The sequence below is a fragment of the Mesorhizobium sp. UC74_2 genome, from assembly GCF_042701485.1.
Classification (GTDB): domain Bacteria; phylum Pseudomonadota; class Alphaproteobacteria; order Rhizobiales; family Rhizobiaceae; genus Mesorhizobium.
This window is the reverse complement of record NZ_CP170562.1, coordinates 2,902,326-2,914,795: the sequence shown is the minus strand read 5'-3', so window position 1 is coordinate 2,914,795 and position 12,470 is coordinate 2,902,326. Positions and strand designations below refer to the sequence as shown.

The window sequence follows — 12,470 nt, the reverse complement described above, 5'->3', positions numbered from 1 at the left end:
GTGATCGTGATATAGGAAAGCCGCTGTCCAGCGGCGAAGGATGCGGGCGCGCGGAGAGATCTGGTGCGAAACGGTCCGTTGACCCTGACCGGAATTGCCTTTGTGCACTATTCCGATCTGCATTACTATATACGGAGGGTGCCTCCGTTTATCAAGGGGGAATATGTCCCGTTGGAGAAAATGGAACTGAAGAGCGAAAAGGCAAGGCGAAAACCACGTGCGGACTCAATCCGCAATCGCCAGCTGTTGCTTGAGACTGCGACGCAGATCTTCAGCGCCGGCGGGCCACAAGCCAGCCTGGAAGCGGTGGCAAGGCAGGCTGGTGTCGGCATCGGCACGCTCTATCGGCATTTTCCGACGCGGGAAGCCCTGTTCGAGGCAGTCTATCGGCACGAAGTCGACCAGTTGACCGACCTTGCCGAACGACTGACCGCGGACACCGAGCCGGTCGAAGCGCTACGCAGGTGGCTGCATGCCAATGTCCGTCTTGTCGCCACCAAGAAAGGCATGATCGAGGGGCTGCAGCTCGTGGCGCACGGCTCATCTGAGCTGAAGGCCTACTCCTTCGAGCGGCTGACCGCGGCTATCGCAATGCTGCTCGAACGCGGTGTTGCCGCCGGCGAACTGCGTTCGGACATTTCGCCGGGAGACCTGCTGCGGACCTTGGTCGGCATCTTCTATTCGCAAGGGGCAGGGGAATGGCAGCCGACCGCGCTGCGTCTCGTCGATGTTTTCGTGGACGGCTTGCGCAGACGCTGAGACCCGCTCCAAAGGCTGCTCAACAGCTCGGCTGCATTCAAAGTAGCTGTCGTGCCGCCAGGTTGCGCATCAGGTGCGATGGCCCGAAAACCCAGGGCGGGCAATCCGTGGAGAGGCGGACCCGGTTCGTCAGCGAGCCGAGTTGGTCATTGGCAATCGTGACGACGTCGCCGATCTTGTGGGTGAAACCTTGCCCTGGCGTCCCACGATCCTCGGTCGGGGCAAACAGCGTGCCCATGAAGAGCACCAGGCCGTCCGGATACTGATGATGACGGCCGATGGTCTGCGACACGAGATCGAGCGGGTCGCGGCTGATTTCCTTCATCGAGCTTCTGCCGTCGAGCACGAAGCCGTCTTCGCCCACCACCTTCAGCCTCAGTTCGGCATTGCGCACGTCATCGATCGTATAGGTCGCGTCGAACAGCCGGATGAACGGTCCGATCGCGCAGGAGGCGTTGTTGTCCTTGGCTTTGCCGAGCAGCAATGCCGATCGCCCTTCGACATCGCGCAGATTCACATCATTGCCGAGCGTCGCGCCTTTCACCGTGCCGGCCGAGTTCACGACAAGCACGATTTCCGGCTCGGGATTGTTCCACTTCGAGATTGGGTGAAGCCCGACATCCGCACCGTGGCCAACCGAGGAAAGCACCTGCGCCTTGGAGAAGACCTCGGCGTCAGGACCGATCCCGACCTCCAGATATTGCGACCAGACGCCATCTTCGATCAGCGCTTCCTTGACCTTGGCTGCCTGGGCCGAGCCTGCCTTCAGGTTGCGCAGGCTGTCGCCAACGATGGCAATGACCTTTTCCCGGATCTTGATGGCCAGATCCGGGTCGCCGGCGGCACGTTCCTCGATGACACGCTCGATCATCGAGCGCGCAAAGGTTACGCCGCAGGCCTTGACCGCCTGAAGGTCGTTGGGTGCCAGGAGATGCAAGGCCTGCGGATCCCGGTCGCCGCCGGATTGTGAAAGCAGCTCCGCCAGCGATGCCAGTGCCGGGCCGTCGGCTTGCGCGACATATTCCGCGGCGTCCTCGCGTTCGAGCAGGTCGCGCATGGTTGGTGTGGCTTTTGACGTGATGTCGATCAGCTTGCCGTTGCGGATCGCGACGAGGCTGGGGCCGGCGATCGAGGGGTCCCAGACCCGCCCGACGAATGTGCCGATTGCGAAGACATCATGCGCGATTGTCACTGTCACTTGCTCCTGTTTAGGCGATTAGGTTCGATTTTCGGAATGTTCGCAAGCTTCAGCGCCGAGCCTGTGTTGCTGTACCAGGCGGCCGGCTACCGGATCGTCAAGATACCGCCGACGACATCGCGCGCATCGAAGAAAAGTTCGGCTCGCATCCATCCTCCTGCTTCGACAATCGCGTTGACAATAGGCATCAGCAGATCTATTGCAAGGTCAATGTGTACCTATATGATAGGTTGCGGCGATGGAAACGACATTGACTTCAAGGGAGCCGGCCGATCATCCGGGTGGTGAAGGGCTGGTCGATCGCGTGATGACGGCGGTTCAGGCCCACATCCGTGACAACGGCCTTCAGGTCGGCGATGAACTGCCGAGCGAGGGGGCCTTTTGCGAGTTGACGGGCACCTCGCGCACCATCGTCCGCGAGGCTTATCGTTCGCTTGCAGCGCTCACCTTGATCGACGTCGGCAACGGGCGGCGCGCCCGTGTGGCGGCACCGAGAGCGGATGTACTGGCCATGATCACCGATCATGCCGTTCATACCAATCAGGCCACCATCCAGCAGATATTCGACGTCCGGCGAACCGTGGAACGGCGCACGGTCGCGCTTGCAGCCCTGAGACGCACGGACAGGGAGGCGGCCGAGATTTTGAAACTTGCCGAGGCCATGCAGCGTGATTTTCACGAGCCGCAAAAGGTCATGGAGCACGACATCGCCTTTCACGAAGCGATCGGCATGGCCTCCAGGAATCCGATGTTTTCGATGATCGTCGGTTCTTTCCACGTCGTCACCCGCCACACCTGGCCGATCGGATGGGCAAGCCGGGGCAGCAACGAGACGCGGCAGGAAAGTGTCGACACGCATCTGGCGATCGCCCAGGCCATCGCCAATGGCGATCCTGCCAAGGGAGAAGCCGCCATGGTCGAGCATTTCGATCTGACGGTTAAGGCGCTGCTCGCAGCGGGAGTGTATTGATCGATGAAGATCACCGAATTCGAAACCGTTCGGGTCACGGAGTTCCCGAACATTCTTTGGGTGCGTGTCCACACGGATGAAGGCATCGTCGGTCTCGGCGAGACCTTCTTCATGGCCGAAACGGTCGAGGCCTATATCCATGAGGTGGCGGCGCCCAGGCTGCTTGGGCGCGACCCGCTCGAAATCGACAGGATTTCCAAGGACCTGAACGGTTATCTTGGCTTTCGTTCGACCGGGGTCGAAACGCGCGGCAATTCGGCGATCGACATTGCGCTCTGGGACCTGTTCGGCAAGGCAACGAATCTGCCCATCGCTCAACTGCTCGGTGGGTTCTCTCGTCGCGAAATCCGCACTTACAACACCTGTGCCGGCAACACCTACATGCGCGAAGCCAAGGGGCAGCAGACAGCCAACTACGGCATTGGCGGGCAGAGGCGGGACTATGACGACCTGAACGGCTTCCTGGAGCGCGCGGACGAGCTGGCCGAGGATCTTCTGTCCGATGGCATCACCGCCATGAAGATCTGGCCGTTCGACATCGCCGCGGAGAAGACTTCCGGTCAGTACATTTCAGGTCCCGACCTCCGCAAGGCGCTCGAGCCGTTCGAGAAGATCCGCAAGCGGGTCGGCGACAGGATCGACATCATGGTCGAGTTCCATTCGATGTGGCAATTGACGCCTGCCATCCAGATCGCACGGGCGCTCGAGCCCTACGCCACCTTCTGGCACGAAGATCCGATCAAGATGGATTCGCTTTCCAGCCTGAAACGTTATGCGGCGGCCAGCCGGGCGCCGCTTTGTGCCTCGGAGACGCTGGCGACACGTTGGGCATTTCGTGACCTTCTGGAAACCGAGTCCGCAGGGATCGTGATGCTCGACCTGTCCTGGTGCGGGGGGATATCCGAAGCGAAGAAGATCGCGACGATGGCTGAAACCTGGCATCTGCCGGTAGCTCCGCATGATTGCACCGGACCCGTCGTGCTTTCGGCCTCGACGCACCTGTCGCTCAACGCACCGAACGCGCTCGTCCAGGAAAGCGTTCGTGCCTACTACAAGACCTGGTACGCCGATCTCACCACGCAGTTGCCGACCGTCAAGGACGGCATGATCACCGTCCCGCCGGGGCCGGGTCATGGCGTCGACCTCGCCGGAGATCTCGATCGGAAATTCACAGTTTGTCGCCGTTCGTCAAAGACCAATTGAACGGGGAGCAGAAATGCGCTTAACTGGTATGGTAGTAGGGTAGACTGTTTTGCCTTGGGAGGAGGGCTCCATGCAGATCGCCGAAGTGCCTGCCGGTATTTCCCTTGGGGAGACGGTCGGCCCCCAGGTCTATCGCCTCTTGCGAAGGCGGATCATCCAGGCCGAACTCCTGCCCGGCGAGCGTCTTTCCGAATCGGAAGTCGCCAAATCCCTTTCTGTCAGCCGCCAGCCGGTGCGCGAGGCTTTCATCAAGCTCTCCGAGGAGGGGCTGGTGCAGGTCCTGCCGCAACGGGGCACGTTCGTGACCAGGATATCGGTCGCAGCGGTGATGGACGCGCGTTTCGTGCGCGAGGCAATCGAGGCCGATATCGTGCGGATGGTCGCCGAGAGCCGCACCGCCGGCGCCATCGATGAGCTGCGCCGGCAGGTTGCCCAGCAGAAGGGTGTCCTGCACAGCGATCGTGCTGCTTTCCTGCGCCTGGATGAACTCTTTCACCGCACGCTCGCGGCGTCCGCCGGCAAGAGCTATGCCTGGAATGTCATCGAAGGCGTCAAGGCGCAGATGGACCGCGTGCGGTTTCTGTCTGTCGACGACATGCACGTGACACGGCTGATCGATCAGCATGAGCGTATCGTCGAGGCGATTGCCAGCGGTGATCAGAACGGCGCCGAACAGGCAATGCGCCTGCACCTGCGCGAAATCCTGAATTCGTTGCCTGCAATCGCCAGCGGTCGTGCCGAACTGTTCGACCGCGACTAACAGCAGGCAGCGCGAAGACATTCACAACAACAAGAAACAGCAATGGAGGAAAACATGCTCAAACAATTCCTGGCCACCACCGCACTCGGTCTCTCGCTGATGGCGTCGCCCGCTGGCGCTGAAGGCCTCAACACCATCTTCATCAGCCATTCTTCGGCCTCCAACACCTTCTGGCAGTCGGTGAAGAAGGGTTATGACGATGCCTGCACCAAGGTTGGCGCCACCTGCCAACTGGTGCTGACGCAGCAGGAAGGTTCCGTCGAACAGGCGGTGGCCAATCTGCAGGCGGCGATCGCATCCAAGCCGGACGCGATCTTCGTCGCCATCGTCGACGACAAGGCCTACGACAACGCGATCAAGGAAGCGACCGACGCAGGTATTCTTGTGCTGGCGGTCAATGTCGACGACAGCCAGGGCGCCAAGGGCAATGCCCGCAAGGCCTTTATCGGACAGGGGTTTGTCGCGGCGGGTTATGCGCTTGCCAAGGCACAGTCCGAGAATTTCCCGAAGGAGGGGCCGCTCAACCTGCTGGTCGGCGTGAACGCACCCGGCCAGACCTGCGTCGGAACAGCGCGCAGCCGGCGTCACCAAGTTCCTGGAGGAATACAAGGCCGAGCACAAGGATCGCGAAATCAACATCACGCGTATCGATTCCGCCACCGATCTCGCGCTCACCGCCGATCGCATCGGCGCCTATCTGAATGCCAATCCCAACACGACGGCCTATTTCGATACCGGTTACTGGGAAGCCAGTGTTGCCAAGGTGCTCAAGGATCGCGGGATCGCACCCGGCAAGGTTCTCCTCGGCGGGTTCGATCTGGTACCGGAAGTCCTCCAGCAGATGCAGGCGGGCTACGTGCAGGTTCAGGTCGATCAGCAGCCCTACATGCAGGGCTTCATGCCGGTCATGCAGGCCTACCTCCACAAGACCGCCGGCCTCACACCGGCCGATATCGACACCGGGCAGGGCATTGTCACGCCGAAGGATGTTCCGGCGATCATGGAAATGTCCAAGCAGGGCCTGCGCTGATCCTCCAGTCCTCTGGGCGTCCCGGCCTGCGGGTTCGGGGCGCCGAGCAACGAGTGTGAACCCATGAAGCGGTTTCTGAAAATCTATCTGGATAAGCCGGAACTCGCCGGCCTCGCGCTGCTTGTCGTCCTGCTGGTGGTTTTCCAGATCAAGTCGAACGGCATCCTGTTGTCCGTGGAGAACATCCGCGGCGTCATGGGGCTCCTGCCGGAAATGGCGCTGGTGGCGATCGGCGTCACCATCCTGATGATCTGCGGCGAATTCGATCTTTCAGTCGGGTCGGTTTTCGCGCTGATGCCGATGAGCATCGCGGTGATGCTGAATGCCGGAGTTCCGTTTCCGCTCGCCTTGCTCATCGGGCTGGCGATCTGTGCCCTGGTCGGGTTCATCAACGGCTATATCACGCTGCAGTTTGCGATACCGAGCTTCATCACCACACTGGGCATGCTGTTCATCGCCCGCTCGCTCACCATTGTCATCTCCGGCGGTTTTCCGCCGTTGCTGCCGGACAATCTGCCGACCTGGCTGTTCACCGACTACATCTGGCAGGGTTCGATCCTGCGCATGTCCTTTGTCTGGTTCGTGGTCATAGCAGCCCTGGCAACAGCACTGTTGTCGCTCACCAATTTCGGCAACTGGATCCGTGCAACCGGCGGTTTCAACGAGGCAGCCGCTTCCATGGGCATTCCGGTCAAGCGCGTGAAGATCATCTGCTTCATGCTGTGCTCCATGCTGGCTGGCTTCGCCGGCCTGCTGCAGGTATTGCGCCTCGGCTCGCCCCTGCCGTCGATTGGTGAGGGACTGGAACTGCAGGCCGTGGCGGCAGCCGTCATCGGCGGCACGGCGCTCGCCGGTGGCATCGGCACGGTGTTTGGCGCCATCATCGGCACGCTGCTTATCCGCACGATCGACAACGGGCTGGTCCTGTCGCGCGTTGACGCCAACTGGTTCAAGTTCGCGATCGGCCTGCTCACCATGTTCGCTGTCATCGCCAATGCCTGGATGGCCAGGATATCCCGCAAGATCAAGGTGGAGGCGCACAAATGACCACGCCGATCATCGAGTGCCGCAATCTCCAGAAATGGTACAGCGGCGTCCATGCGCTCAAGAATGTTTCGCTGATCATCCACCCCGGCGAGACGGTCGGGCTGGTGGGCGACAATGGCGCCGGCAAGTCGACCCTCATCAAGATCCTGTCCGGCGTGCATTACCAGGATGCGGGTGAAATCCTGATCGAAGGCAAGGAGGTTCGTTTCCGCTCGCCGAAAGATGCCATGCATCACGGGCTGGAGACGATCTACCAGTACAACTCCATGGTCCCGACCATGTCGATAGCGCGCAACCTTTTCATCGGTCGCGAGCCGTTGAAGTGGGCATTCGGCGGTTTTGGCCTCATGGATCAGAAGCGCATGCGCGAGGAAAGCGTGCAGGCGATCGCGGATGTCGACCTGCACCTGCGTTCGCCGGATGCCCTGGTCGGTGAATTGTCGGGCGGCCAGCGCCAGGGCGTTGCCATCGCCCGCGCCATGCACTTCAGGTCGAAGGTGCTGATCCTCGACGAGCCGACCAATCATCTCTCGGTCAAGGAAACCAACAAGGTCATCGGTTTTGTGCGCGGCCTCAAGGCGCAGGGGCTGACCGGCATCTTCATCTCGCACAACATGCAACACGTCTTCCAGTCCTGCGACCGCATCGTGGCGATGGCGCGCGGCGAGATCGTTTTCGACCGGCCGACGGCTGAAACCTCGATCGACGAAGTCCACGACCTGTTGTGAGAAAGCCGATGACGATCCTTGGCGGACAAAACGTGCTTCTGACCGGGGCGCTCGGAACCTTGGGGCGCGCCCAGGCGGAAGTGCTCGGCGGAGCGGGGGCAAACCTTCTTCTGCTCGATCGGCCGCATGCCGAAGGCGGCGAGGCATTTGCGGCGGAGCTCGGCGCGAAGTGCCGCGTTCAAGCTTCCTATGTCGGGCAAGACCTCAACGACCTTGCCGCGACGCAGGCGCGTGGCGAGACGCTCGCTGCAGCCTGTGGCGGCATCGATATCCTGATCAACAACGCAGCGCTGATCATCAACAAGCCGTTCGAGGCGTTCTCGCTCGAGGAATACGAAGACCAGCTTCGGGTGAATTCCGCCGCTGCCTTTGCGCTTGCGCGCGCGGTAGCGCCCGCGATGAAGCAGAAGCGCTATGGCAAGATCGTCAATTTCTGCTCGGTGACGCTGAATGGCCGCTGGGATGGTTATGTTCCTTATGTCGCTTCCAAGGGCGCCATGCTTGGGCTCACCAAGACCCTCGCCCGGGAGCTTGGGCCGCATGGCGTGCGCGTCAATGCCGTATCGCCGGGCGCTGTCGTTTCGGATGCCGAGCGGCGGGTCTTTGCCGACCGGCTGCAGGAATACAATGACTGGATCCTCGAAAATCAGTGCCTGAAGGAACGCATTGAACCGGCGCATGTCGCCGAGCTTGTGCTGTTCCTGTTTCGCCGGCCTCTGACCTGATCACGGGACAAAACATTCATATCGACGGCGGCTGGTGATGGCGCCGCTTTGCCTGTCCAGCACGATCGCCCGGATCACCATCCGGCCGGATCTGGGAGCGGGGCTTATGTCCTTCGACGTGATGCATCGCAACGCCTGGATGCCGGTGTTCCGATCGGTCGATCCAGGAACGGAACATCCCTTCGGCCTGTCGAACATCCTGCTGGTCCCGTTCTCGGGACGCGTTTCGGGTGGTGGCTTTGCGTTCGATGGTGCATTTCACCCCATTGAGCCGAACATGCCGGCCGAAAGATACCCCATCCATGGCAGCGCATTTTCGGCAGCATGGACTGTCGTCGAAACGAGCGACAGCGCCGTCACGCTGTCCCTCACTGGGACGGGGCCTGGCCCGTTTCGTTATGACGCCTCGGTGACCTACCGGCTGGACGGCGCTACGCTTCTCATGGAACTCGCCGTCACCAACAAGGCGGCACTCGTCCTGCCTTACGGTCTGGGTTTTCATCCATGGTTCGTGCGCGATCACGACACCAGGCTGACCGCCCACGCCGATCGTGTCTGGCTGGAGCAGGACGACCATCTGCCGCGAGCAGTCGAGCCCGTCTGGAAGCATTCGCAGCTGGATTTTACCCGAAGCCGTGAACTGCCACGATCCTGGGTCAACAACTGGTTCGATGGCTGGGACGGCAAGGCGCGCATCGACTGGCCATCCAGGGATCTGACGGTACTGGTCGAGGCAAGCGAGTTGTTGGATCGGTACGTGCTTTATTCTCCGTCCGGTGATGCCGATTTCTTCTGCTTTGAACCGGTCTCCCATCCTGTCGACGCTTTCAATCTGCCGGAAGGCCCGATCAGCCACGGCATGGTGAAGCTTCAACCAGGTGGACGGATAAAGGCCAGCGCGCGGTTCATCGCGCAACCGCTGTAGATTGCCTTGGATTTGCCTGATGTCCGATGCTCGTGGGCAGCTCGGTTGTGAAATCCTGCGTGCACTGATGTATGGTTGTATCAGCGCTGATTCCTTCCGGTGATGCTGGCTGATCGATATGAAAAAAGCTGCTGCCGCAGTGATTGCCGTTGTCGCGGCCATCGTCGGACTGCTTCTTGTCCTCCCAGCCCTGATTTCGACTGACTGGGCGCGGTCCGAGTTGAGCCGGCAGCTGTCGTCGGCAAGCGGCATGGACATCAGCCTGAACGGCCCTGTGCGGCTGTCGTTCCTGCCGAGCCTGGCCGTGGTGACGAAGGACATCACCATCTCGTCGCAGACAGGCGATCTTTCTGCAAAAGTACCAGGGTTTTCGACCGCGATCACGCTTTCGTCGCTGTGGTCGAAAAAGCTTGAAATCCAGTCCATTGCGCTCGTCGACCCGGCCATCACCATCACATCGTCCGGCGAAGGCGCGGATGCACAACCAACGCCGTCTGGCCAGCCTGATAACGATCCTTTCGCCGCTCTCGTCGGTACGCTGGAGCGGCTGGCCGTCAATCGCATCACCATCGAAAATGGCAGCCTCAGCGCGGCCGGCGAAAACGGGGCGGCGAGCACCGTCAGTGCAATCGATGTCGATCTGAAGGCACCGGATCTCGATCGCGAAGCCGTTTTCTCGCTGGCTGCGACGCAGGATGGCCGGCGGCTGCAACTGGATGGCACGCTTTCGGCACTCAGGCCGATCCTTCAGCGGCAGCCGGCCAAGGTCGCGCTCGAAGCGAAGATCGAGCCTGCGCCGTCTCCTCTTCTGGCATCGGTGAAAGCAAGCGGTGAGATCCGGCTGAATGCGGACGGCGGCTACCAGATCCAGGGTGGACAATTCGACCTTGCCGACCAGTCCTTCCAACTGGACGCGCTGTTCCAGCCCGGCAGGCCGCACCGCTTCCTCGCAGATCTGTCCGCAAAGCGCATCGATGTCGGTGCGCTGGCCAATTCTGGAACCGGCAAGGCAGAGCCGGGCACTGCCAGCGAACCCAGCCTGACGATGCTGGCGAATATCGACGCCGATGTCAGTGTCACCGTGGATCAACTGGTCAGCGGCGCGCTGGCTGCCTCCGATGTCCAGTTCGCGGCGACCCTTCGCAACGGGCATCTGGAAGCCGACCTGCAGCATCTCGGCCTCGACGCGGGCAGTATTGCCGCTTCGGTTTCAACCGATGTGACCAAGCCCGCTCCGGCATTCCAGGGCAAGCTGACCAGCTCCGGACTGGATATCGGCGCGATGGCGAAGCTTGCGGGCCAGTCGGCCCCGCTGTCGGGAAAGATAACGCTGGATACCGCCTTCGCCTTTCGCGGACTGAACGCAGCCAAGATGCGCGAAAGCCTCAACCTGCGGGGGACGGTAGGGATCCGCCAGGGCAAAGTCCCTCTGGCTGCGCTCACCGGCAAAAAAGACGGCGACATTACCGGCCTGAGCCTCGACGCGAAAATTCAGGACATTGCCAAGCCCGTCGATGTTGCTGGAAAGCTGACCTGGCAAGGCCAGGAGATCGCCTTCCAGTCGCAGGCCGCCCCCGCCGATTTCCTCGCAAGCCCATCGCTTGCGGAGGCGTCGGGACCGGTAAGTCTCTCCATAGCGTCGAAACTTCTGCGTGCCAGTGCGAACGGCACGGTGGGTGCGGGCGGCACGTTCAAGGGGCAGGTCTCTGCTTCGACACCATCGCTCGACAAACTCTTGCAGTGGCTGGGGCAGGGCGCATCCGGTGGTTTGCAGGATTTCGACTTCAAGGGCACCGTCGACGCCGGTCCCGTAGGGGCGTCGTTCGCAAACGCCAATATTGGCCTGAACGGCGTCAAGGCATCCGGCGATGGTGCGGTTAAACTTGGCACGCCGCTCAACATCCGCACCTCGCTCCAGTTTGCGACGCTGGATTTCGCGGCGCTCACGGGAGGGGGAAAGACCCCAGCCTCGGGAAAACAAGGCTCGGCCGGCTCCAGCGACGCGCCTATCGATCTTGCATTTCTCAAAGGGCTGGACGCACAGATCGACGTTGCGGCGGACAGGATCGGTTACGGCAAGGTATTTGCCGGTCCGGTGAAAACCACGCTCGTCGTCGCGAATGGAGATGCTGATCTGAGCCTGCCCGAAAGCCCGTTCTACGGTGGGACCATCGCCGCGAAAATGTCCGCGAGCGGCTCCGGCGATGTTCCTGCGATAAAGCTGGACCTGGCGATCGGTGGCGCGACCGCCGCGCCGCTGCTTCACGATGCGGCGGGGTTCGACAAGCTGGAGGGCCGGCTCGACACGAACATCGCCGTTTCGGGGACCGGAAAAACCACAAAGACGCTGAGACGGTCGCTTGAAGGCAAATCCGCGCTGAAGCTCAGCGACGGTGCGCTGCGCGGCATCAACATCGCCGAGGTCTACAACAATCTGGCCGGACTGCTTGCCGGCGGCTTCAAGTCGGATGACACCAAGAAGACCACATTCACCGAACTCGGCGCATCGTTCGCCATCGAGAACGGTGTTGCGCAGACGCAGGATATCAGCCTGCTCGGCCCGCTTGTGCGCATGGACGGCTCCGGCAAGATCGATCTTGCGGAACTGACACTCGAGATCAATCTCAATCCGCGGGTGGTGGCTTCGCTCTCCGGGCAAGGCGGCGACATCGCGGCAAAGGGCATAGGCGTGCCGGTCATTGTCGACGGCTCGCTCTCCGCGCCACGCATCTATCCGGATTTGCGCAAGTTGTTGCAGGATCCCAAAGGCGCATTGGAGATGCTGAACCGCCTTGGATTGCCGACCGGCAAGCTGAACCTCGACAAATTGCTTCCGGGAGAAGCCGGCACCGGCAAGGGCGCCGGGGACCTCATCGGCGACCTGATCAAGGGAGGCAAGGGCGACAAATCCGGGCTCACCGACATCATAAACGGCGTCTTGCCGGGTCAGAAGCCTGATCAAGGAGCTCCCGATCAAGGTTCCAATGGAACACCGCAAGCGAACGAGGGGCCTGTTCAGGGCGAGGTAGAACCTGAAACGGGCCAGCCGCCCGCGCCGGAGACGCCGAAAAAAGACAAGATCGGAACGATTCTCGATCAGCTTCTGCAGTAGCTCCAGGCGTTGC

General features: G+C 61.3%; 9 protein-coding genes and 2 pseudogenes. 10 read left to right on the top strand and 1 reads right to left on the bottom strand.

The annotated features are described in order from the left end of the window. Window positions 1–180 precede the first annotated feature (180 nt). The gene (locus ACFJIU_RS14185; RefSeq protein ID WP_379072498.1) at window positions 181–759 is read left to right on the top strand and encodes a TetR/AcrR family transcriptional regulator; all 579 of its coding nucleotides are present in this window, start codon (window positions 181–183) and stop codon (window positions 757–759) included. Between the two features lie 37 nt (window positions 760–796). Here ACFJIU_RS14185 and ACFJIU_RS14180 read toward each other — a convergent pair whose 3' ends face one another. Beyond that, window positions 797–1,957 (bottom strand): fumarylacetoacetate hydrolase family protein, encoded by a 1,161-nt coding sequence (locus ACFJIU_RS14180; RefSeq protein ID WP_379072497.1) that lies wholly within the window; start codon window positions 1,955–1,957, stop codon window positions 797–799. Window positions 1,958–2,264: 307 nt separating this feature from the next. On the opposite strand from ACFJIU_RS14180, the gene ACFJIU_RS14175 reads away from it, so the two are divergent. The 9 genes and pseudogenes from ACFJIU_RS14175 to ACFJIU_RS14135 all read left to right on the top strand — a co-directional run bounded on the left by ACFJIU_RS14175 (window position 2,265) and on the right by ACFJIU_RS14135 (window position 12,457). After that, window positions 2,265–2,927, top strand: coding sequence for a FadR/GntR family transcriptional regulator (locus ACFJIU_RS14175; protein ID WP_379073096.1), 663 nt, complete (start codon window positions 2,265–2,267; stop codon window positions 2,925–2,927). A gap of 3 nt (window positions 2,928–2,930) precedes the next feature. Beyond that, entirely contained in the window at window positions 2,931–4,130 is a 1,200-nt protein-coding gene (locus tag ACFJIU_RS14170) for a mandelate racemase/muconate lactonizing enzyme family protein (protein WP_379072495.1), read from the top strand. Between the two features lie 70 nt (window positions 4,131–4,200). Next, window positions 4,201–4,890 (top strand): GntR family transcriptional regulator, encoded by a 690-nt coding sequence (locus ACFJIU_RS14165; RefSeq protein WP_379072493.1) that lies wholly within the window; start codon window positions 4,201–4,203, stop codon window positions 4,888–4,890. Window positions 4,891–4,944: 54 nt separating this feature from the next. Further along, window positions 4,945–5,920, top strand: a pseudogene (locus tag ACFJIU_RS14160) (sugar ABC transporter substrate-binding protein). A gap of 63 nt (window positions 5,921–5,983) precedes the next feature. Then, the gene (locus ACFJIU_RS14155; protein WP_379072491.1) at window positions 5,984–6,967 is read left to right on the top strand and encodes an ABC transporter permease; all 984 of its coding nucleotides are present in this window, start codon (window positions 5,984–5,986) and stop codon (window positions 6,965–6,967) included. After that, entirely contained in the window at window positions 6,964–7,695 is a 732-nt protein-coding gene (locus ACFJIU_RS14150) for an ATP-binding cassette domain-containing protein (protein ID WP_379072489.1), read from the top strand. Before ACFJIU_RS14155 ends, ACFJIU_RS14150 begins: the two co-directional genes overlap by 4 nt. Before the next feature lie 8 nt (window positions 7,696–7,703). Then, window positions 7,704–8,458 (top strand): annotated as a pseudogene (locus tag ACFJIU_RS14145) (SDR family oxidoreductase). Further along, a complete protein-coding gene (locus ACFJIU_RS14140) occupies window positions 8,458–9,345 on the top strand; it encodes an aldose 1-epimerase (protein ID WP_379072487.1) in 888 nt (295 codons plus the stop codon). Before ACFJIU_RS14145 ends, ACFJIU_RS14140 begins: the two are co-directional and overlap by 1 nt. Window positions 9,346–9,463: 118 nt before the next feature. Further along, window positions 9,464–12,457, top strand: coding sequence for an AsmA family protein (locus ACFJIU_RS14135; protein WP_379072485.1), 2,994 nt, complete (start codon window positions 9,464–9,466; stop codon window positions 12,455–12,457). Window positions 12,458–12,470 lie beyond the last annotated feature (13 nt).